The 20,687-nt window shown below is 60.4% G+C and carries 27 protein-coding genes; 17 read left to right on the top strand and 10 right to left on the bottom strand.

Annotation, left to right across the window (positions count from 1 at the left end):
• Positions 1-68: 68 nt before the first annotated feature.
• Positions 69-485, bottom strand: a complete 417-nt coding sequence (locus tag X566_RS17125; protein WP_034469640.1) for a PRC-barrel domain-containing protein — start codon at positions 483-485, stop codon at positions 69-71.
• Positions 486-714: 229 nt separating this feature from the next.
• Between X566_RS17125 and X566_RS17120 the strand changes: the two genes are divergently transcribed.
• The 3 genes from X566_RS17120 to X566_RS24420 all read left to right on the top strand — a co-directional run bounded on the left by X566_RS17120 (position 715) and on the right by X566_RS24420 (position 2,708).
• The gene (locus X566_RS17120) at positions 715-879 is read left to right on the top strand and encodes a DUF3309 family protein (protein WP_081740303.1); all 165 of its coding nucleotides are present in this window, start codon (positions 715-717) and stop codon (positions 877-879) included.
• A gap of 33 nt (positions 880-912) precedes the next feature.
• Complete coding sequence (locus tag X566_RS17115; protein ID WP_034469637.1) at positions 913-2,424, top strand: helix-turn-helix transcriptional regulator; 1,512 nt, start codon at positions 913-915, stop codon at positions 2,422-2,424.
• A 104-nt stretch (positions 2,425-2,528) separates the two neighbouring features.
• Positions 2,529-2,708 carry a CsbD family protein gene (locus X566_RS24420; protein ID WP_081740302.1) on the top strand — a complete coding sequence of 60 codons (180 nt, stop codon included), beginning with the start codon at positions 2,529-2,531 and terminating at the stop codon, positions 2,706-2,708.
• A gap of 39 nt (positions 2,709-2,747) precedes the next feature.
• Here X566_RS24420 and X566_RS24780 read toward each other — a convergent pair whose 3' ends face one another.
• Positions 2,748-2,927 carry a hypothetical protein gene (locus X566_RS24780; protein ID WP_152539952.1) on the bottom strand — a complete coding sequence of 60 codons (180 nt, stop codon included), beginning with the start codon at positions 2,925-2,927 and terminating at the stop codon, positions 2,748-2,750.
• Between the two features lie 473 nt (positions 2,928-3,400).
• Between X566_RS24780 and X566_RS17110 the strand changes: the two genes are divergently transcribed.
• The 4 genes from X566_RS17110 (at position 3,401) to X566_RS17095 (ending at position 7,805) form a co-directional block, all read left to right on the top strand.
• The gene (locus tag X566_RS17110) at positions 3,401-5,605 is read left to right on the top strand and encodes an amylo-alpha-1,6-glucosidase (RefSeq protein WP_034469635.1); all 2,205 of its coding nucleotides are present in this window, start codon (positions 3,401-3,403) and stop codon (positions 5,603-5,605) included.
• Between the two features lie 124 nt (positions 5,606-5,729).
• A complete protein-coding gene (locus tag X566_RS17105) occupies positions 5,730-6,074 on the top strand; it encodes a hypothetical protein (protein WP_081740292.1) in 345 nt (114 codons plus the stop codon).
• A 286-nt stretch (positions 6,075-6,360) separates the two neighbouring features.
• A complete protein-coding gene (locus X566_RS17100) occupies positions 6,361-7,467 on the top strand; it encodes an FUSC family protein (RefSeq protein ID WP_034469631.1) in 1,107 nt (368 codons plus the stop codon).
• Positions 7,468-7,571: 104 nt separating this feature from the next.
• A complete protein-coding gene (locus X566_RS17095) occupies positions 7,572-7,805 on the top strand; it encodes a hypothetical protein (RefSeq protein ID WP_034469628.1) in 234 nt (77 codons plus the stop codon).
• A gap of 106 nt (positions 7,806-7,911) precedes the next feature.
• Here X566_RS17095 and X566_RS25165 read toward each other — a convergent pair whose 3' ends face one another.
• Positions 7,912-8,067 (bottom strand): hypothetical protein, encoded by a 156-nt coding sequence (locus X566_RS25165; protein ID WP_173402593.1) that lies wholly within the window; start codon positions 8,065-8,067, stop codon positions 7,912-7,914.
• A 171-nt stretch (positions 8,068-8,238) separates the two neighbouring features.
• Between X566_RS25165 and X566_RS25340 the strand changes: the two genes are divergently transcribed.
• From X566_RS25340 to X566_RS17085, 3 genes are all read left to right on the top strand, one after another.
• Entirely contained in the window at positions 8,239-8,406 is a 168-nt protein-coding gene (locus tag X566_RS25340) for a hypothetical protein (RefSeq protein ID WP_244434819.1), read from the top strand.
• 19 nt (positions 8,407-8,425) lie between these two features.
• Positions 8,426-8,830 carry an NUDIX domain-containing protein gene (locus X566_RS17090; RefSeq protein WP_244434818.1) on the top strand — a complete coding sequence of 135 codons (405 nt, stop codon included), beginning with the start codon at positions 8,426-8,428 and terminating at the stop codon, positions 8,828-8,830.
• Between the two features lie 110 nt (positions 8,831-8,940).
• Complete coding sequence (locus X566_RS17085; protein WP_152539951.1) at positions 8,941-9,159, top strand: hypothetical protein; 219 nt, start codon at positions 8,941-8,943, stop codon at positions 9,157-9,159.
• Between the two features lie 9 nt (positions 9,160-9,168).
• Here X566_RS17085 and X566_RS17080 read toward each other — a convergent pair whose 3' ends face one another.
• The 3 genes from X566_RS17080 to panB form a co-directional block, all read right to left on the bottom strand.
• Entirely contained in the window at positions 9,169-9,444 is a 276-nt protein-coding gene (locus X566_RS17080) for a hypothetical protein (RefSeq protein WP_034469625.1), read from the bottom strand.
• A gap of 18 nt (positions 9,445-9,462) precedes the next feature.
• Complete coding sequence (locus tag X566_RS17075) at positions 9,463-9,684, bottom strand: hypothetical protein (RefSeq protein WP_034469624.1); 222 nt, start codon at positions 9,682-9,684, stop codon at positions 9,463-9,465.
• 143 nt (positions 9,685-9,827) lie between these two features.
• A complete protein-coding gene (gene panB, locus X566_RS17070) occupies positions 9,828-10,670 on the bottom strand; it encodes a 3-methyl-2-oxobutanoate hydroxymethyltransferase (RefSeq protein ID WP_051444290.1) in 843 nt (280 codons plus the stop codon).
• 367 nt (positions 10,671-11,037) lie between these two features.
• On the opposite strand from panB, the gene X566_RS17065 reads away from it, so the two are divergent.
• Complete coding sequence (locus X566_RS17065) at positions 11,038-11,994, top strand: tripartite tricarboxylate transporter substrate binding protein (RefSeq protein ID WP_160170493.1); 957 nt, start codon at positions 11,038-11,040, stop codon at positions 11,992-11,994.
• 87 nt (positions 11,995-12,081) lie between these two features.
• Entirely contained in the window at positions 12,082-12,318 is a 237-nt protein-coding gene (locus tag X566_RS17060) for a hypothetical protein (protein WP_034469623.1), read from the top strand.
• A 308-nt stretch (positions 12,319-12,626) separates the two neighbouring features.
• Here the strand turns inward: X566_RS17060 and X566_RS17055 are convergent, their stop codons facing one another.
• Genes X566_RS17055 through X566_RS25470 form a run of 3 tightly spaced genes read right to left on the bottom strand, consistent with a single transcriptional unit; the run spans position 12,627 to position 14,394 of the window.
• Positions 12,627-12,950 (bottom strand): hypothetical protein, encoded by a 324-nt coding sequence (locus tag X566_RS17055; RefSeq protein WP_152539950.1) that lies wholly within the window; start codon positions 12,948-12,950, stop codon positions 12,627-12,629.
• Positions 12,951-12,964: 14 nt separating this feature from the next.
• On the bottom strand, positions 12,965-13,684 hold the full coding sequence (locus X566_RS25220; RefSeq protein ID WP_051444288.1) for an MBOAT family O-acyltransferase: 720 nt from the start codon (positions 13,682-13,684) through the stop codon (positions 12,965-12,967).
• 35 nt (positions 13,685-13,719) lie between these two features.
• The gene (locus tag X566_RS25470; protein WP_051444287.1) at positions 13,720-14,394 is read right to left on the bottom strand and encodes an MBOAT family O-acyltransferase; all 675 of its coding nucleotides are present in this window, start codon (positions 14,392-14,394) and stop codon (positions 13,720-13,722) included.
• 731 nt (positions 14,395-15,125) lie between these two features.
• Between X566_RS25470 and X566_RS24775 the strand changes: the two genes are divergently transcribed.
• Together X566_RS24775 and X566_RS17040 are read left to right on the top strand one after the other, a co-directional pair.
• Positions 15,126-15,470 carry a hypothetical protein gene (locus tag X566_RS24775; protein ID WP_152539949.1) on the top strand — a complete coding sequence of 115 codons (345 nt, stop codon included), beginning with the start codon at positions 15,126-15,128 and terminating at the stop codon, positions 15,468-15,470.
• A gap of 142 nt (positions 15,471-15,612) precedes the next feature.
• Positions 15,613-16,677 carry a glycosyltransferase gene (locus X566_RS17040; protein WP_160170492.1) on the top strand — a complete coding sequence of 355 codons (1,065 nt, stop codon included), beginning with the start codon at positions 15,613-15,615 and terminating at the stop codon, positions 16,675-16,677.
• Here the strand turns inward: X566_RS17040 and X566_RS17035 are convergent.
• Positions 16,674-17,108 carry a hypothetical protein gene (locus X566_RS17035; protein ID WP_034469612.1) on the bottom strand — a complete coding sequence of 145 codons (435 nt, stop codon included), beginning with the start codon at positions 17,106-17,108 and terminating at the stop codon, positions 16,674-16,676. The two genes, X566_RS17040 and X566_RS17035, sit on opposite strands and share 4 nt — an antisense overlap.
• A gap of 248 nt (positions 17,109-17,356) precedes the next feature.
• Between X566_RS17035 and X566_RS17030 the strand changes: the two genes are divergently transcribed.
• From X566_RS17030 to X566_RS17020, 3 genes are read left to right on the top strand one after another with little or no spacing between them, the layout of a single operon-like run.
• On the top strand, positions 17,357-18,199 hold the full coding sequence (locus X566_RS17030; RefSeq protein WP_051444285.1) for a YqaJ viral recombinase family protein: 843 nt from the start codon (positions 17,357-17,359) through the stop codon (positions 18,197-18,199).
• Positions 18,183-19,337, top strand: a complete 1,155-nt coding sequence (locus tag X566_RS17025) for an ERF family protein (RefSeq protein WP_034469610.1) — start codon at positions 18,183-18,185, stop codon at positions 19,335-19,337. The genes X566_RS17030 and X566_RS17025 overlap by 17 nt, the downstream gene beginning before the upstream one ends.
• Positions 19,337-19,897 (top strand): hypothetical protein, encoded by a 561-nt coding sequence (locus X566_RS17020; RefSeq protein WP_051444284.1) that lies wholly within the window; start codon positions 19,337-19,339, stop codon positions 19,895-19,897. The genes X566_RS17025 and X566_RS17020 overlap by 1 nt, the downstream gene beginning before the upstream one ends.
• Positions 19,898-20,687: the final 790 nt, after the last annotated feature.

Below are 20,687 nucleotides of genomic sequence, written 5' to 3'. Positions count from 1 at the left end.
GGACCGGTGCGGCGCGGTCGAGTGTGCGGACGTAGTTACGATTGTTTCGCGCAGGGACGAGCCGCCGCTTACTTGCCGTCGGCAATCCACTGAGTCTTGGTGCGGTCGTACTTGTACCCGGGCGCCGCCTTCAATGCGTCCTTGGTGGCGTTCACAACCAGATAAGTCTTGCCATCCTTCTGGGTGACGCGAACCGCTTCGAATGGAATGGCGACATCCTTCTCGCCTGCACCAAGGAATCCGCCGACGGAGATGATCATCCCGACGACGCGGCCGGTCTTGTCAACGAGCACGTCCGCAACGTCGCCGATCTTGGTGTCGGAGGGGTCATAGATGTTCTGCTTGTAGTAGTTGGTGACCGTGACCGCGTCGGCAGGCAGACTCGTCATGACGCGCGCGGTCTCGACGGTGGTCGTGGTGGTTTGAGCATAGGCTGCCGAGCAGAGAGCGGCCATCAGCACAGCGGCACCAGCGATTTTCCTCATAAGCAAGTTTCCTTCGTAGATCGTGTGTGGATACTCAAGGGACGTCGTGAGACGACCCGAACCATCGCGAAGGAAGGTAGGGTTTTCGCCTGATGCAGCAAGAAACAGAAGTACCAATCGATCTGGTATGTTTGCGCTAATCGCAGCAGGCGGCTTTCGCGTTAGCATCGCTCGCGCGGATAGAGTCCACATGCCGCTCGGATTGTTTGAACTTGCTGGAGAAGACGCCATGTCGCTCGGGACCATCGTCCTCATCATTCTCATCATCGTACTGCTTGGAGGATTCGGCGGGATCGGCGGCCGCCCGTTCTATGGAACCGGCTATTACGGAGGCGGTGGCCTTGGGCTGCTGATTGTCATACTCCTCATCCTGATCCTGTTGGGCAAGATCTGATACCCCTAGCCACCAACGAGGCATGCTGAACCGATGGCGCGGACGCTGAAAAGACCAAGCCGGGATTACCGCCAGCTTCAGCAGATCATTCGAGGTCTCACCGACGGCGTCATCCTGATCGGTACGGATCAGAAGATCATCTGGGCCAATGACGCGGCGCTGGCCATGCACGGTGTCCGTTCCATCGGTGATCTCGGGGCCACGGTCAGCCAGTATCGCCGGCGCTTTCGCCTCCGCTATCGCAACAACCAGGCGGTGGAGCGCGGGCGTTACCCGATCGAGCGGGTCATCTCCGGCGATCAGTTCAGCGATGTGATCGTCGAGGTTCGGCGGGCCTCCGTTCCGGATCAGTGCTGGGTTCATTCAATCAGAAGTCTGGTGATCACCGATGACGACGATGTGCCTGATTATCTGGTGCTGATCATCAAGGACGAAACCGAGCGGGTCCGGGCCGAGGAACGCTTCGAGAGTGCGTTCAACGCCAATCCGGCGCCTGCGATCATCTTTCGGCTGGCGGACCGTTGTTACGTGCGGGTGAACCCGGGATTTCTCGAGATGACGGGCTACGCGCGAAAGGATCTGGTCGGCGCCGGTTTCAAGCAGGTCGATGTGCTGGCCGATGCTCGCGACCGGGACCTGGCCCTGGAGCGTCTCCAAGAAGGGCAAACCATTCCGCAGATGGAAGCGCGGCTACCGTTGCCTGACGGCGGATACAAGCATGTGATCGTTGCCGGGGAGCCGATCGACATCAATGAAGAAGCCTGCATCCTGTTTACGTTTGCGGACCTCGACCCGCGCGTGAAGGCAGAAGCCGCTCTGCGCGATAGTGAGGAGCGATTCGAGAAATCGTTCCGGCTCTGTCCGGTGCCGATGGCGATCGGCACCTTGCGAGGCCTGACATTCCTGGAAGTCAATGAAGCATTCAAAGCCATGACCGGCTACGCCGAGGAGGAGGTTGTCGGACGAAGTGCCGTCGATCTGCAGCTATGGCCGGACAGAGCTGCGCAGAGGCAGTTCGAGCTGGCCGTTCAGAGGGAGGCGGGCGTTCGCGGCGGCGATCTGCAGGTGCGGGTGAGGGACGGGTCGGTGTTCGATTGTCTCGTTTCGATCGATACGGTCACCATCGGCGGCGAGCGCTGCGTACTGCTCGTTCTGCAGAATATCACCGAGCGTAAGCGGTCCGAGGAGGAGTTGATTGCCGCAATCGAAGCGGTGATGGCCGATACATCATGGTTCAGCCACAGCGTGGTTGAAAAGCTGGCGGCGTTGCGCCAGAATTCTCAGCCAGGCTTCGTCAGGACTGAGTTGGAGAGTTTGACTGACCGCGAACGCGACGTGCTGGGACTGATCTGTCAAGGCCAGAACAATCGCGAAATGGGGCAGATACTCAAGCTGTCCCCGAACACGATCCGCAATCATGTTTTTGCTCTCTATCAGAAGATCGGCGTGAACCGGCGCGGTGCAGCGATCATCTGGGCTCGTGAGCGCGGTATCACTGGACAGGAGGCGCTGGCTGGGCGCCGGCGCAAGCGGGGTCGCTCATGAGCCCGTGATGGGAATACCAAGGCACCCGGTATGTTCGTCTCTGGTAGCGGGTATCCGGCTGGTTACGGTTGCAGTCTCGGTCGGTGGTGATGAGGAGGACGTTGATGAGCGGGCGTCGTGCGGAGGGTATTGCAAAGCGGCGGGTCAAAGGGTCCGTGAAGGAAGCGATCGGCAAGGTTACGGGCGACGCCAAGCTTGAAGCCGAAGGCAGAACTGAGAAAGTCAGGCCGAACCTCAAGAAACGAAAAGCAAACGCCAGCCTTCGTCATCGAACCGGTGGCTGAGATGTCGCGCAATGCGGGGACGTTTCGCGCCCTCTCGCGTTACAGCTTGTAGGGATCGGCGACGTGATTGCGGATGGCGATGGTGAGACCGGCGAGCCCGGCGATCACAGTACCGCCGATGACACTGATGAGTTCATGTCCGAAGATCGAATCGGCCAGCATGAAACCTGCTGCTGCAAAGGTGCAGACCACGATCACAGAACGACATACGCTACGCATCCTACCATCCCCCTTAGAGGCAGCAGTTTACACCAGCTTGTATGAACGCTTCATCACCCAAACGGGTAAATGGGGTTCCCCTCGATCATTGCGCGACTTCGGCGGCGGCACAAGGGTTTCTGTCGCAAAAGTCCGCCCGTGGCGTGAGTGGCGAGGAACCATGGAACAAAAGTTCCCCCAGCAACCGCCGAATCAAAGGATCGAATCATCTGGGTCTCCGCAGCCGAAAGCCGCAAGCCGCATAGCGCTGCGATCAGGCGCGAGGGATCGGTCGTGTGATCGCCCGATTTGTGTGATTCCTTGGCATGGAAGACGAGGGATACTGCTGCCGCCGGAACCGCGCAGGGATTCAGTGACGTCATGAGGCGGTGGATCGGATCTTGCCGGCGGTCTCAACGCATGTGACGCTTGTGAGACATCGGTTGAATGTCTCGCATGTGACACCGGAATGACTCTTGGACGCGAGTGACGCCATGTCCGACGATGCCCGATTGCTGAAACCGGCCAAGCCCGCTCCGCCGTCGAATGTATGGTCTGAGTACGAGATCGAGGCCAAGACCTCGCTGACCGATCGCGCGCTGTGCAATCTCAAATATGGTGACGCCTTCGCGGTGATGGATGCGCGCGGCGATATTGGCGCACTCGGCGAGACCGCGGAAGGTCTTTACTATCGCGACACGCGCTTCCTTTCGAAATTCGAGGTTCGCTTGGATGGAAAGCAGCCGCTGCTGCTCAGCTCCGCCGTGCACGAGGACAAGGCCGCGCTGACGGTCGAACTCACCAACCCCGATGTGGAGTTCGACGACCGAGACAGGCTGCCGCGCGATACGATTTTCTTTCACCGCACCAAGTTCCTCTGGCAGACAAGCTGCTACGAGCGGATCAACATCCGCAACTATGGCCGGGCCCGGCGTCGCCTGCGCCTGGATTTCCTCTATGACGCGGATTTCCGCGACCTGTTCGAGGTCCGCGGCACAAGGAGGCCGAAGCGCGGACGGGTGAAAAGCCATGTCAGCGGCACCGACCGCGTCGAGTTTCAGTATCTCGGGCTGGACGAAGTCGAGCGGCGGACCGTGCTTCAGTTCAGTCCGGCGCCCACTGCGATCGGCGCCAATCGCGCAACGGTGGAGATCGAGCTCGATCCTTACCAGCACGTCTCGCTGTTCGTGACGATCTCGTGTGCGGTGGCGACGATTCCGTTCGCGGCGCCATGTGATTTCTTTCGCGGCTATCGGGAAATCCGCAAAGCCCGCTGTGCGGCGACGGCGGATATCGCGACCGTCACCTCGACCAATCCGTCGTTCGACGATGTCGTCTGCCGCGCGACCGCCGATACCTATACGCTGGTGACGCGGGGGGCGAACGGGCCCTATCCCTACGCCGGGATTCCGTGGTTCAACACCATCTTCGGACGCGACGGCCTCATCACGGCGATGCAGATGCTCTGGCTCGACCCGTCGATCGCGGCGGGCGTGCTGCGAACGCTGGCCGCGATGCAGGCAACCGAGATCGACCCTTATGCGGACGCCCAGCCGGGAAAAATCCTGCACGAGACCCGTCATGGCGAGATGGCCAGGCTGCGCGAGGTGCCGTTCGGTCGCTATTACGGCACCATCGATGCGACGCCGTTGTTCGTGATGCTGGCCGGCATGTATCTCGATCGCACGGGCGATCTGAAGACGATCCGACAGATATGGCCCAACATTCGTGCGGCGCTGACATGGATCGACCGCTATGGCGACATCGACGGCGACGGATTCGTCGAGTACAGCCGGGCGGAGGAAAGCGGCCTTGCGAACCAGGGCTGGAAGGATTCCCACGACGCGATCTTCCACGCCGACGGGAGTGATCCGGTCGGTCCGATCGCGCTGTGCGAGGTGCAGGGTTATGTGTTCGCGGCAAAGACCGCGGCGGCGCGCATCGCCAACCTGCTCGATGAGCCGGCGTTGGCCGTGGCGCTGTCCGCACAGGCGGAGCAGCTGCGCCAACGCTTCGAGCAGGCGTTCTGGTGTCCGCAGATCGACAGCTACGCGCTTGCGCTCGACGGGAGGAAAAAGCCCTGCCAGGTGATCGCGTCGAATGCGGGCCACGCCCTGTTCACCGGGATCGCATCGGCCGATCGTGCGCGTCGGGTGGCGCAGAGCCTGCTCAGCGCCGATGCATTCAGCGGCTGGGGCATCCGCACGCTGGCGCTGGGCCAGCCACGCTTCAATCCGATGTCCTATCACAACGGCTCGGTCTGGCCGCATGACAACGCCCTGGTCGCGATCGGCTTCGCCCGCTACGGGCTGAAGGCGGAGGCGGCGCGGGTGTTCGCGTCGATCTTCGATACCGCGCGGCATCAGGATCTGAACCGGCTGCCCGAATTGTTCTGTGGCTTCACCCGGCGGCCGAACCGCGGACCGACGCCGTATCCGGTCGCCTGCGCGCCGCAGGCGTGGGCGGCGGGGGCGGTGTTCGGCCTGCTGGGCGCGTGCCTCGGCATCGACATCCGCCACGATCGCGATGAGATCCGGTTTCGCGACCCGGTGATGCCGGATTTCCTCGACGAGATCGTGATCCGCAACCTGTCGCTTGGATCGTCACGCCTGGATGTCAGACTGCACCGCTATGGCCTCGATGTGGCCGCGACCGTGCTGGCGCGGCGCGGCAGTGCGGATGTCCTGGTGCTTCGATAGTTGGTGCTTCGATAGCGGCGTTCTTCGATGGTGTGGTTCTTCGATAGCGCAGCGTTTGTTCCTTGGGAACTGTTGGGAACGGTCTGCGCCAGCCTCCGTTAATCGGTATCATTCACGGAGGTCCATGATGAGGAAACTGGCTCTTATCGCGGCTATCGGTGCGAGCATGTGGTTCGGCGGAACCGCGGCTCAGGCGGCGTCAACAGGCGCCCCGGGGGTGAAGGCCGGACATGCGGTCGATCAATCGACCGAGTTCAGCTCGCAGCGTCGTCATTGGCGGCATCGCCACTGGCACCATCGACACTGGCACCACCGCCATCACTGGCATCATCACCGGCATTGGCGGCATTACGGCTGGGCGCCGTACTACCGCAGCTATGGCTACTATCCGGCCCCGGTTGTTTCGTTCGGCTTCGGCCCGCGCTGGGGTTGGGGACACCGCCACTGGCATCATCGCCACTATTGGTGATCCGGGGCGCGGCTTCAGGCCGCTTGAGGAACGGGAGTGGCCGTTGCCGATTTGAATCGTGATTTCCCGGCAGGGGAAGACGCCACGGGACGCCATAGAGCCGCCGCCGGGTGCATGCTGGCGCCCGGCGGCCGGGACGAATTCCCCAAACTCCAAAACATCGGCTGAGTTCGGTGCGTGCCGTTGTGGTGCGGCGCAGGTCGCTGCGGTACGCTCCAGCGCGAGTCTTGGCTGCGACCGCTGTGTCAGTCGCGAGCGGTGAGCAGCTGTCGCGAGGAGACGACCGATGGGGCCCAGGTTTCGCGCCGTACAGACATGGCTGCGGACGCGGACTGTTGAACTCGGGCTCGGCATCCGTGTCACGGCGGCTTCGCTCATCTCGCTCGCCGTCGCCATGGCGCTGCAGCTCAAGCTGCCGCTCTGGGCGGTGCTGACGGCGATCATCGTCACGCAGATGAGCGTCGGACGCTCGCTCAAGACCACGCGCGACTATCTGATCGGGACGTTGGGAGGTGCCGTCTATGGCGCTGCGGTGGCGCTGTCGGTGCCGCACACCGGCGAAGGCCCGCTGCTGTTCGTGCTGGTGCTGGTGGTGTTGCCGCTGGCTTTTATCGCCGCACTCAACCCCGCCTACAACTCGGCGACGGTGACGGCCATCATCGTGCTGCTGCTGCCGGTGATGAACCGCGGCGATCCGCTGGAGTCGGCGATCGATCGGGTGCTGGAGGTGACGGTCGGCGCACTGGCGGGGCTGCTGACGTCGTTTCTGGTGCTGCCGTCCCGCGCTCACAATCAGATCCGCAGCGGTGTGGCCAAGGTGCTCGGCCTGATGGCTGACGTGCTGGACGAGTTCTTGGCGCGCTCCTCGCAGACGCGTGATGTCAATTCACTGCACCGGCTGCAGGATGGGATCGGCGGCGCGCTGGCGGGCCTCAACACGCTCGGCGCGGAGGCCGAGCGCGAGCGCGCGGCGCATTTGTCGAGCGGGCCGGAGACCGGGCCGCTGCTGCGCACCACGCTGCGTCTGCGTCACGACCTGGTGATGATCGGCCGGGCCAACCTGACGCCGTTGCCGGATGCGATCCAGGCGCGCCTGGCAGCCCCGCTTGCGGCGGTGTCTTCCGCGATCGGCGGATATCTCCGTCAGGCGGCGATGGCCCTGCGCGATGGCGCCAAGGCGCCCGATATCACCATCGTCGAAACCGCGCTTGGCCATTATGCCGAACAGATCGCCCACGTCCGGGCTGAGGGGCTGACACGGGGATTGGCGAGCGAGGCCGCGGAGCGCGTGTTCGCGCTTGGCTTCTCGCTCGAGCAGATGCGTCAGAACCTGCTCGATCTGGACCGCTGCATCGGCGAGTGGAACGGAACGAAGGCCGACAAGAAGCGCTGAGCGCCGACGTATACCGCCGTTCCGGGAACGGTCGGCGCGGCTGGCAATTGACCCAGCGGGGGGGGGCGACCTCAGGCCAGGAGGAACCGGCCAGGAGAAAGCTTATGCGCGCTGTGTTGCTGTTTGCGGTTTTCGTCGCGCTGCTGGCTGCGACCGCCGTATTCGCCTATTACGGCCTCGCCGGGCCCGAGGAGGTCGCCTTGGGTGTCCATGGCTGGACCGCCATGATCATCGGCGTCATCTTTTCGATTCTGGTCGGGGTCGGGTTGATGGGCCTGATGTTCTTCAGCAGCCGCCATGGCTATGACGAGCCGCCGCAGGTGCGGAAGGACCGTTAGCCCGCTTGCCTGGCGTATCTGACATGACGCTGTCGGTTTGTCGATGCCGGCCAGGCCGTGGCGGCCCGGTTCGCGTCGGGCCGGACTGCAAGCATGCTCATCCAGGTCAGTGAGTCTCACTGTCCTTCCACTTTTCCAGATCGTGCTTCTTGCCTTTCGGCTGGTCCTTCTCGACGTTGCCCTTCCAAGGTTCGTCGGTCTGTTTGAAGGTCTCAGGATCGGTCTTCTTGCGCGGATCGTCGGTGGGCTTCTCGCGGTCCATGGCGTTATCTCCCAACAATGGCTTGTCTCGAACAGGCATAGCTTGCAAACCAGCGAGAGCATCGCTTCGTTCCGATGTCACTGCGTTCATCGGGCGCTTATGAACACGAAGGTTTGAGCCAGCCCTGAGGCGACTGTGGAGCCGCAACGCGCCGGCGGCGTTGATGCTGTCATGCTGCCGCAATCTCCCAATCTCAGGATCACGGCGGAGACGCCGATCGCCCGCGGGACCGGGACGTTGACGCGCGTCACCTATGAGCGGCGCAGCCAGGACGGGCACTGGAAGCGTTTGCGGCGCGAGATTTACGACAACGGCGACTCGGCCGTTGCGCTGCCCTAGTGACGGGCGGCGGGGAACGGTGCTGCTGGCAAGGCAGTCGCGCATTCCGCCGTTTCTAAGCGACGGGCGCGAAACGATGCTGGAGGCCTGCGCAGGCAAGCTGGACGGCGAAGCGCCTGAGGTGCGAATTCGCAAGGAGCTCGAGGAGGAGCTCGGTTTCCGCATCGCGACGGTCGAACGGCTGTTCAGCCTGTTCATGAGCCCGGCCGGATTTCAGGAGAGGATCACCTTCTTTCTTTGCGACTATACACCGCAAGACCGGGTTTCGGCCGGAGGCGGTCTCGCCGCTGAAGGCGAAGATATTACCGTGGTCGAGATGCCGCTTGACGAGGCATGGCGGATGGTGGCTGCGGGTGAGATCGCCGACGCCAAGACTGTGGTCCTGATCCAGCAGCTCATGCTGCGGCGAGGAGGAGAGGGATGATGCTTCGCCGGTCGTCGCTTGGAACCTTGGCGCCACGCCGGCTGTTTTTCCTGGAGCGATTGCGGCGCACCGCACGGCAGCGTGCGCAGACCGATGCAAGGAGAGCCGATATGCCCCGACACTTCGCGGAAATCGCCGCCGCCATCTGGAATGAAGACAGACAGGCGATCGCCGAACTTCAGGACATGACCGCCAACGATGTGAAACGGGTCGAAGCGGCTCTGTTCGCGGAGCGCGGTTTTCAGCTCGATCTGACGTCCGCACCGGATGACATCCTAGCCTCGGTCCGCGAGATCAAGACGCAGAAGAGCCAGCTCGCGGTTGATTGACGCGCCGCTTCATGGCGGTGGTTTATCTCCGGTCATCGACACCGTCGGGTTGGCCTCGGCCGGCTCGTGCGTTCCGGGTGCGGTGCGCTGAAATGCGTCCCAGATCGCATTGACCTCGTCCTCTACCAGGCGGACGTGCTCCGCGGCGAGCGCGGCCATGCCGAGCAGCGACGCATCTTGCTGCCCTTGCGGCGACTGGCTGACCGCGAGCAGAAAATCCCGGACGCTGTCAGCGCATTGCTGGGCGTTCTGCAGCAGCTGCCGGTAGTCGGGTTCGGTCGGCATTGGATGCCTCCCTTCGTCTTACCTTTCGTAGATGCGCTGGAACTTGTGCCACAGCCGATCGATCTCAGCGCCGGCAGTCTCCAGATGACGCTCGGCCGCTTCCGAGAGGCTGCGCAGCTCATGATCGTTCTGGGCGGCTTCCGAGTTGTGCACCGCGTGGGTGAAGGCCCTGCCGCTCTGCAAGCCTCGCCATGTAAGGTCGAGCAGGACGCGATAGTCGTCTTTGTCGTGACTCGGCACCGTAAAGCTCCGGGATGCGATCTGCCTGTTGCGTTGTCAGGTGAACGCGCCGGCGGGGGTGCTTGTTTCCTTCGGCTATCGGCTGATGTGAGGCAGGTTCCAGAGCAAGCCCTGGAACCTGCCCCCGTGTGGGATCAGAAACGTCAGTAAAGGTTTGCGGGCTCCGGGAAGGCTCGCGCGCGAACCGACTGCGAGTAGGCCGCGACCGCAGCGTCGATCCGCCCGGACAGGTTCTCGTAGCGCTTGACGAAGCGAGCCACCCGCTCGGTCATGCCGAGCATGTCGTCCACCACCAGCACCTGGCCGTCGCAGGCGGGGGAGGCACCGATGCCGATGGTCGGGCATTCGACTGCTTGCGTGACGGAGCGCGCCAGCGCCTCCACCACGGCCTCGACCACGATGGCGAAGGCGCCGGCGTTATCGAGCGCCTGGGCATCCTGCATGATCTGCGAGAAGTCCTCGTTGCTGCGGCCCTGCACCTTGTAGCCGCCGAGCGTGTGCACCGACTGTGGCGTCAGCCCGATGTGGCTCATCACCGGAATGCCGCGCGCCTTCAGGAACGACACGGTTTCGGCAAGGCCGATGCCGCCCTCGATCTTGACCGCGCCGGCGCCGGTTTCCTGCAAGAGCCACGAGGCATTGCGGAACGCCTGCTCGGGGCCCTCCTCGTAGGAGCGGAATGGCATGTCGATCACCACCAGCGCGCGCTTGGAGCCGCGCACGACGGCGGCTCCGTGCGTCGCCATCATCTCGAGGCTGACCGGCAGCGTGGTCGGCAGCCCGTAGATCACCTGGGCCAGGCTGTCGCCGACCAGCAGCAGGTCGCAGTGCGGATCGAGGATCTCGGCCATGCGGGCGGTGTAAGCGGTCAACATCACCAGCGGCTCGCTGCGCTTGCGGCGCAGGATGTCCGGGGCGGTGAGGCGGCCGCCGGCGTTGCGCTTGATCTCGGCTTCACGGGATTCGGGCAGGGGGAGTGTCGACATAGGTGATGATCCTGGATGAGGATAAGATGCGTCTCGGCGCGGTCGCCCGGCCGCCGAGGCGCGCATTTGAGCGGCGGCGTAGGATTTGTGCAATCGGCAACGCTGGAAGAGCCCTGCATGGACTGCATTGGCCAAGGCGCTGGGCGGGGGGCGCGTCATGAAAGGGCAAGGCTGAAGGCGCCCCGAAGGACGCTCGGCGCGAGTTGGTCCGGCCGATCGAGACGCAAACCAGGACGTGGTGAGGGATGCGCGGCGGTGATAGCCATATGATGGAAGCGGGCTTTCAAACGTGCGACGAATGATTTTAGGTCGCCCACGAACAAGAAGAAGCAATTGGGGGAAACCAATGTGGAAGCGCGCGCTTTGCTTGGCTGTCTGTCTCTTTGTCGGTACGCCGACCAACCTTTCCGCGCAGCCCTATCCGAATAAGCCGATCCGTTTGATCGTCCCATTTACGCCGGGCGGTTCAACCGATGCGACCGCGCGGATTGTCGGGGAAGCGGTCTCCGAGATTCTCGGGCAGCCGGTCGTGATCGAGAACAGGCCTGGCGCTGCGGCGACGCTGGGGATCGATATCGTTTCGAAGTCCAAGCCAGATGGATACACGCTCGGAGTGAGCGGTGTCGGCGCCACCGCGATTATCCCCATCATCGATCCGAAGCTGTCATACAATCCGACCCGCGATCTGGACGTCATTTCGGGACTGAATAGCGTTTACGGTGTCGTCGTCGCGGCGCCTTCGCTGAAGCAGAACGACGTTGCCGAATTGCTTGAGTTTGCGCGTGCCAATCCCGACAAGGTGACGTATTCGACGGCCGGAGTCGCAGGTCCGGCGCATCTCAACTTCGAGTATCTGCAGAAGCTTGCCGGCGTTAAGATGCTTCACGTCCCTTTCCCCGGCGACACGCCCGCCATCACCGCCGTTCTGACCGGCGACGTGAGTGTCGCCGTGGTCGCCACGGCCTCGGCCACTCCTTATCTCACCGCCGGCAAGTTAAAGGCGCTGGCGGCGAATGGTCCCGGCACCGAGCGGATGAAGCTCTTTCCTGACGTTCGTCCCGTTCAGGAGCAGACGGGTTTCAACGAGTACGATCCTCACACATGGAGTGTTCTCGTCTCGGCCAAAGGCACGCCGTCGGACGTCATCACCATCTTGAACAAGGCGGTGAACGAGGCGCTCAGCAAGCCGGAGGTTCGGGAGAAGCTGGAAAATCTCGGCTTGCGGCCGCTCACCGGCGATGTGCAATGGGTTCAGGATTTCGTAAAAAAGCAGATCGCTGAAAAGGAAAAAATCATCGGACTGGTCGGCCTCAAACGCGAGTAGAAGCCGAGCCTCGTAAGCGTACGGGACTTCGCCGGTGAAGAACGACGGATCATTGTGTACGGATCGCTGTGTACGGATCACTGTGTGATGTCTGACGCTCCGGATACGTTCGACCACTTCGTCCGAACATGGTGCAGCGAGAACGTCGTCTCGCTCCACCAATGCGCGGAGCCGCGCGATCGGCTCTACATGTACAGGGTTTTGGGTGGGCGGCTTCAGGCCGCCGCGTCCGCGGCCGGGTATGAGCGCGAGTTCGCGCGCGCGGTCTTGATCGATGGCGCGGCTGCATTTGTTGAGCAGCAATATCGGCAGATGGGATTGTAGCGATTCCGGAGAAGCCGGCGCCCTTCGCTGGTCAGACTGTCGGCGTCGCCTGCTGCCGTGAAATAGGGCTTGCACGTTGATGCGGACTTCCGGGGCATGAAATCGGCACCTCAAAGGAGAGAAAGGCGGGACGTTTTGCGCTGCCCCTTTCACAGTACAGACCGGCAGCGAAAACGTCGTGGCATCTGTCCGACGTCGACGGCATCTTCTAAAGCGCGATGAGATCTCGATGAATCATCCCACGCCCTAGCTCATTATTGAAGTATGATCTCTTCGGAAATCCGCTTCACATTTTTCGGGATCATGCTTTAACGCTTCGCGCAGCTTTCAAGCGTATCACCGATCTCTCGCAGAAGTGCTGCGGACCATCGTTCGGCGCTGTCCGCTGAAAGGTGGCTGCCATCGAAGCTCGTCAATCCGTCCAATTTCGGCAATGCCACGCGTACGCCAAGTAGCCGCCCGATCTCCGTGAGATAATAGTCGCCAAAACCGGGTGAAGAGCAATAGGCTATGAAGTGGCCGGCCGGCGGCGGTTGGAAGCAGCCGAGCGACATAATCGTACGATCGAGCGCACGATAGGCAAGACCGGTTATGCCGGCGACGACAAGACATACGACGATATAGCCCCGCATTCCCCAGCGCATACTCAGAACCGGAAATAGAGGAAAACGGTCTCTCGGCCGAATGTGCCGGCGACCGCGATGCCGAACAAGCAACCGATCATGATCGCCCAGATTGGACGAGGACGCCAGATGATGCGCGCGCGTTCGGCGACCCAGGGGTGAGCCATTATTTGCTGTGTACTCGGGGCGTAAAATGCAATGATCGTAAGTGCGACGATCCAAGCCGATGAGATCAGGGGTGTGTCGGTTATCGCTGTGGCTGGGCTACCGCCCAGCATTGCTGTCCAGATCGTGGTCGAGACAGCCAACGTGTCCGCACGGAAAGGCACCCATGCGAACAGGACAATAAGCAACGTGAACACCCAGCCGACGGGCGAAGGGAGCGATGAACCCGAGCGCGCTGCAATCGCGCGCCAAAGATGGTTGAGGGCGAGTCCGGCGCCATGGATCGAGCCCCAAACCACGAAATTCCAACTTGCTCCGTGCCAGAGCCCGCCGAGCACCATCGTGATCAGAAGATTCAGATAGCGGCGGAACGGGCCGCGTCGATTGCCGCCGAGCGGCACGTAAAGATAATCACGCAAGAACCGCGATAGCGTCATATGCCAGCAGCGCCAAAAATCAATCAGCGAGCGTGCTTTGTAGGGCGAGTTGAAGTTGATCGGAAACGTGATGCCGAACAATAGGGCGAGCCCGATAGCCATGTCCGAATAGCCGGAGAAGTCGAAATAGATCTGTAGCATGTAACTCACCGCGCCAATCCAGGCGTCGGCAGGGCCTACGCGCCCCCTTTTGCTGCGGCGTTGAAGACTCTGTCGGCGAACGGCGCGATGCTATCCGCCAACATCACCTTCTTGAACAGTCCGATCGAAAGCCAGCCAAGGCCTTTGGCGACGCAATCGGCCTGTGGTTTATAGATATCCGGGCGATCGAACTGCGGTACGGTTTCCTTGTGATGGAGGATCGGGCCAGCGATCAGGTGCGGGAAGAAGGTGACGAAGAGGCTGTACTTCGAGAGCGCATACTCTTTCGCTTCCTTACGATAGACATCGACCAGGAAAGCAATCTGCGTGAACGTGTAGAACGAGATGCCGATCGGTAGCGGAATATCCGCATGTGGCATCGCATACCCGGTGATGTCGGAGATCGTGCCTAGCATAAAGTTGGCGTACTTGAAGAAGCCCAACAGCAGGAGATTGCCCGTCACGCCTACGATCAACAGGGCGCGGTTGCGCGCAAGTGCCAGCGAGCGGCCGACGATAAAATTGAAGCTGATCGATAAGAGGATGAGCGGGAGTTGCAGTGCAGGATTGTCAAAGCCGTAAAATACCAGCGACACAAATCCGAGCCACAGGACCGCCAGATGTCGTAATCCCAAATGTCCCAACGCAAAGAATCCTGCCAGGACTACAGGCAGGAAACCGAAGATGAACTGTGGAGAGTTGAAGAGCATGGGAGTGGCACATCGATCGGCGCGATTGGGGATGGGATACTCGATTCCAAATGGGCGGCGTGCACATTAACCGCTGCCCTGTCCGAAGATCGGACCCTGTAGAGTGTGCTCGAATGGAGGTTCTGCTCGCGCATGCAAGCCGTAATTCAGTCGCTCCATCAAGATAACAATATGATCTACAAGTGTATTTTCTACTTTAAGCATCATACGATGATGAGTCAAAATTGGTAAATGCAGGCCCTCGCCCTATTCTGGAAACGCTCGGACGCATTCGCGTAAGCAACGGAAAGCGATTGCGGTCTCGATCAGGCGGTTCGGATCCAGACACCCATGCAGATTTCGATGACATCGAGTTGATCGACTTCTAGCGCGGGGAGATCGATGTGATTCTTGCTGATAACACCTCTGGCAGCTTGGCTCCCATACCTGTTGAGTTTTCTCCATTCCGAGATATCCACGAAGCGGGCTTGCCGGCATCGATGTAATCAACATACAAGCCGTACTGCGCAATTAAAATTGGACGGCCATTCGTAGCCACTTTACCCGAGTGGGCTTTCAGCCAAGCTCATAAACCTTAGTTCTTCATTGACAAATGCCAAGGCGGCGAGCGTCGCGTCGATGTTGACGAATTGTCGACATCTGCGCGGCAATCGGGATCGATCCCGTCAAGCTCATTGGGCGCTAGTAGCCTAGTCCATTTGCGTCTTTGCTTGCTGCCCGATCTTACCGAGATGACGCGCGACGAATTGGCTTCGTTTTGTCAGACAACAATCGCTCCAAAGAGCAACAAGATTGCTCATGGAGGGACTGGACTTGTGCTGGAACTAGCGGTGATGCTGCGAATAAGATCGCTCAGGAGCGCGCTTTCTATGCACGATGCCGCCGTTGCCCTTCACTTGACCGAACTTAGTCGTCGGCTTGATAATGCCGCAGAACTTGGTCGAGCCGCTGCAGCTTGTCTGTCTGCGGGTAGCCATGCCGCTGCTCTCGATGTCGCGATGGACATTGAACAGCTGCTCTACGAGACCACCACACTCTTGAATGCTGCCAGCTTGCTGCATCGTATGGAGGACTAACGAGGAGAGGGCGCTTTTAACGAAAGGGTTGGCTTATGGTTTCAGCGGATTGTAGGCATTCGCTTAGGATGATAAGTTCGAAGCCCGACATTTGATGAGTTAATCTCAATCTTAGTTTGATGGTATGACGTCGACCGCTCGCGTGCTGGAGATCGGAGAAAATCCGGTCATGGGATTGGCATTTCCCGACTCTACCGATCATTGGTCGACGAAACCTGTTGCGAAACTAGAAAGTGCCGGTCCACGGGATCGTTTGGTCACCTTGGCGTCGTTGCCATGTCTTGCGAAAGCGCTTGCAGATCCGGCNTACGATATCGTTGTCATTCAGCCCGGTTCATTTCGGCCCTGGCATTGGCAGGGAATTTCTCGATCGCTGTTTCGTAGATCGGCGTTGCGTGGAAACGTGCCGTACTTTCGGATGTTCGGGCAGGAGTTAATCCGTGGTCGTGTGGCAGCGCCAATCGCTATTTGGGACATGGACGATGCGCCCCTGATTCATCGGAGGCATCTGTTCCTACTTGATCGCTCGACACTCTATTTCAAACGTGAACTGCCAGCAGATCATTGGCGCGTGTTCATGGGGACTGTTCACCGTCATCTGCCAACGCAACGCTTCCGGTTGGCGAAGAGAAATCGCGAGCGCCTGGCAAAACTTCGCCCGATTTCCCTTGGTCTGCCGATCGGGTTTGACACAAGTGTGCAGCCTGTTCCGGATAGCGAAAAGACGTCAGACGTTTTCTTTGCAGGCCGTGTCAATGGTTCATCGACCGTGCGAGAGAAGGGTCTACAAGAATTGCTTGCGTTAAGAGAGGAGGGCTATCGAATAGATATTCCCGAAACCAACCTTTCTACAGACCTTTATCTCAAGCGGATCGCACAGTCCTGGATGTCATGGGCTCCGGAGGGCTATGGTCACGAGACATTTCGCGCCTATGAAGCGTCGATGTGTGGTTCTGTGCCTATCATCAACCACCCATCGATTGAGCGCTACAAGCCTCTACGCGAAGGTGAGCACTGCTTTTATTACGACACTGAGCCAGGTGGGCTAACGCGTGTCATCAAGGCGAGGCTTTCGGATCGAGCAATGCTTGCGAGTATGGCTCGTTCAGCGCGGACCTTTGTCAAGGCAGAACATACGTTGTCGGCAGTTGCGCAATATATCATTCAAGCGACGTTACAACGAGCGGCGGTCGAGACGTTGAGTTAGGTTTTTCGATCGAGGATGTTCTCCCCCTTTTGGAATGAGCGAATAGTTCTTTTTTGTCGTTGTCTTGCTAAACGTTCATAGCGATCAAAACTGCCAAGGTGTTTGAGCGTTTGTGCATCGCTGCTGTCGTCGAGCGCGGTCATCAATAAGCTCAGTGTATGGTTGCGTGCGACCCTGACGCGCCGGATCTCAAGATGAGCGAGCGCGATGTGCATGTGGAGCTCGCGCCTCTCTGGATCAGTTGCTGCTCCGAAGATCGCGTCTGCCAGTTGGCGTGCCGCTGCAAGTGTGCGTGGATCATCTGTCAGCGGCTTTGTCAGGCCGTGCCGGAAGGCATTGCGGCTGGAGGCAGCGCGACCGACGAGAGTCTTCGGGCCGGTGCTCTTCAGCGCGTTGCGGCGGTTGGCGGCGATCTGCTTGTCGGTGGCCATGGTGGGCTCGAATAGCGGTTTGTGGCAGGCAATCCCAGTCCTTTTTAAGCAGACAAAACGAAGCCAAAGACGCAAGAAGATTGCTCGAGAAAGGACTGGTATTCGCGCGTGATCGGAGCAGTTCTGTCAGAAGCCGGAGGCACTCCGGGATACTCCGCCCCACGAGCGCAGCGCTTTGGTGGGGCTTCGGCACTGCGGCGGACGGCGCCGCTTGTGTTGGAAGGAGATCACCGGTGAGTTCTGTCGCATTGCGTCATCGGCCTGGTAAGGGCCAACGATCATCTGGCCCGCTTGATCGGCGCGGGTTTATCGGTGGCTCCGATGCCCGCATCATCATGGGCGCGGACGAACAGGCTTTGTTGCGCCTCTGGCAGGAAAAGCGCGGCGAGGTCGAGCCCAGAGATCTGTCGGGCAGCCTGGTGGTCCAGCTGGGGCACGCGACGGAGCCCTTGAACCGGCTCTGGTTCGAGCGGCATGCCGGCACCATGGTGACCAGCGTCCAGAAGCATGTGCGCCATCCGGCCCTCAGCTGGATGGGGGCGACACTGGACGGGATCGTTCGTTCGACCGGCGCGGTGTTCGAAGCCAAGTTCATGCTGCCCTGGTCGTTCTCGGAAGAGGCCGCGGCCGAGAAGCATATGGCGCAGCTGCAGCACAACATGTGGGTAACGACATCCCGAACGGCTGTGCTCTCGATCATCACCGGTGGCGGCAAATGGGTGAAGCTGAGCATCAATGCCGATCCCCTGTACCAGCACCTGTTGATCACCGCGGAGAAGAAGTTCTGGCGCTGTGTCCAGAGTGGTGAGCCGCCTCTGGTGTTCGAGGTCGAGCCGCCGCAACCTCGCCTCAGCGCGGTCCGGATCGTCGACATGAGTGCCTCCAATGCCTGGGCGGAGTTCGCCGGCGCCTTCCGGCGGACCCACGAGGCCTTCTGCGAGCATGATGTGGCCAGGGCGGAGCTGAAGAAGCTGGTGCCGTTGGATGCCAAGGAGGCGGTGGGACACGGCCTGCGGGCCAAGCGCTCCAAGTCTGGCGCTGTCAGCTTTGAGCTGCTTGCGACGGAGACGGTCGATGCACAGCAGCAGTGACACCATCGGCAAGATCGCTGCGGCCTTGGCGCTCGCACAAAAGCAGTTGCAGAACCCGGAGAAGACCTTGTCGGCAATCATCCCGTCGCCGTTCCCGCGTGAGGGTGTCCGTTCGTTCCGCTATGCCTCATTGGCGTCCGGGCTTGAGATCATCCGCAAAGCCCTGGGCGAGCACGAGATCGCCATCATCCAGCGCACGGCGACGGACCAGGAGACCGGGCTCATCCAGCTCAACACGGTGCTGGCTCATGCCTCCGGCGAGTGGATCGCCTCGGACTGGCCGGTCTGTCCGGCAAGCGAAGTGGCCTCGCCACACAAGCTGGGCGCAGCCCTGACCTACGCCCGCCGTTATGCCCTGTTCACGATCGTCGGCATTGCCGGCGAGGATGATCTGGATGCGCCGGAGCTCTCGGCACCGCCGGCCCCTATAAGTCCTCCCAGCGCCCCGCCGCGTTCATTGGCGCGCACCGCTAAGTCAGCAACGCTGCTACCGGCCGATCGCTCCCGCGCGCTGTGCGAGCGGCTCTCGACTGAACTGGCATCCCTTGCGACGGTGGAGGACCTGACCTTGTGGGCGCTACGGCGATTGCCGGCCAAGAACATCCTGCAGGGCCCGGACGCAGAAGCCATCAATGCGGCCTACCAGGCCAAGCTCGATACCTTACAAGCGGCTGTCGGCTCGGATCAGCTCGGCTCGCCAACCGAGCCTCAGGATAGCGACTCCCAGACCTCCATCACCGCTGCACCTGCGCCACCGCTGAATGATGGCGCGAGCAATGGCACGGACACGAAAACCTCAAAGGCGGTGATTCCGCTTCCCAAAACGCTGCGCCGTCGCAACAAGCAGCACCTCACATTCGTGGCGTCGCACCCATGCCTGGTCTGCAAGCGGACACCCTGCGATGCCCATCATCTGAAGTTTGCACAGCCGCGGGCGCTGGGACGCAAGGTCAGCGATGAGTTCACGGTGCCACTCTGCCGGGAGCATCACAACGCGCTGCATCGATATGGTGACGAGCGCGCCTGGTGGGGCAATCTGGGCCTCACGCCGATGGAAGCTGCAGCTGAGTTCTGGGCAGCAAGTCAGGTGCTATCAGCCGACGGTGCAACTGCCAAGCCTGCAAGGAAGGTCGGCTGATGACGCCAGATACCGCGACACCGGTCAGCTATCGCACCAACGAGCTCGCAATCCCGGAGCGGCTACGGCCGTTCGCCGAACCGGCCCTGATTGCCGGTGAAAGCCGTGAGGACTACGAACTGCTGCGCCAGTTGCTGATCGAGGATATCCAGCCGCAATCCAATCTCGAATGGCTCTGGTTGTTCGATCTTGCCGAACTCTCCTGGGAGATCCTGCGCTATCGCAAGCTTAAAGTCCGCACCATCGAGATGCATCGCGTCAAAGCTATCGAGGCCCTACTACTGCAGATCGACGGGGCGGGATTGCCGGACAACGATCCTGTTCTGCTCAAACACGCAAGAATCAATGCCGTGGAATGCAGAACAAATCCATCCACGATGCGGGAAATTGAGGCGCGCTTAGCATCGCATAAGCTGGACCATGACATGATCACTGCAGCAACCCTAGTTCAAGCGCACTCGGCGGTAATGCTATTCGAAGCACTCGTTCGCAGGGCACAAGAGCGACGCGTTCTGTTCGCGCGACGTCAGGCCGATCGTCCACACCGCTTCACCGACTGATCAATCTTGATCAAGCCATTCAATCTGTGTTTGGAGACCGTACCTGAACGATGTTCCAGAGCGCGACGCTCAAGAAGAACGCAATAAAGAACCCTTCACTCGTTGGCTTTGGGTTCGAGGTGAGTAACTTCCAGAGTGCGAACGGCAGCAATAAAAGGATGCGCATTATAATTGAAGTTCTCATAACCGATCGTGTGGCGTTGTACTATTAGGCCGAGCTGTGGCCAACTTGGATCGTCAAATAGCTCGACGGACCTCGGAACGAACAGAGAGATTCCGCGAGTTAGGCGGTCGCCGGAAAACGTCTCTGTATAGCTCGATAACGCAAGACCCGGGAGACCAATAGTCTGCAAGATAATAAACTGTGACTGCTCACAATACAAAAATTCATGTGACTGTGGCGATCGAAAAAAAATATCGCAATCAAAGCTTCAAGTGGGGGGCACTGCAAATCTGCCTCCCTACTGGAGCATCTCCTAATCTTGCAACAAGGCAACATAGACAAAATCCTGCTGTCATGGTGGCAAGGATGGAGCGTGCTGGATGACGCTACGCTCCGTCAGTAGTGAAGTCACCATCAAGGTGGGGACGATCACAAGGACGTAGAGAAAGGAAACGAAGAGACCAGATGTGCGGTCGATGTGGTGTGGTAGAGCGGCGGCTTGAATGGCTGTCAGAGTGGCCACAGCGACGATTGTAAGCGCAGAAGGTGAGAAAAAATTCAAAGCCGTAGCTTTTCCAATTGCGATGAAGATAATCCCGATAAGCGACAAAAGATCGCTGCGGCATA

This window comes from Afipia sp. P52-10 (genome assembly GCF_000516555.1).
GTDB lineage: Bacteria > Pseudomonadota > Alphaproteobacteria > Rhizobiales > Xanthobacteraceae > P52-10.
This window is presented reverse-complemented; position numbering and strand designations above follow the sequence as displayed.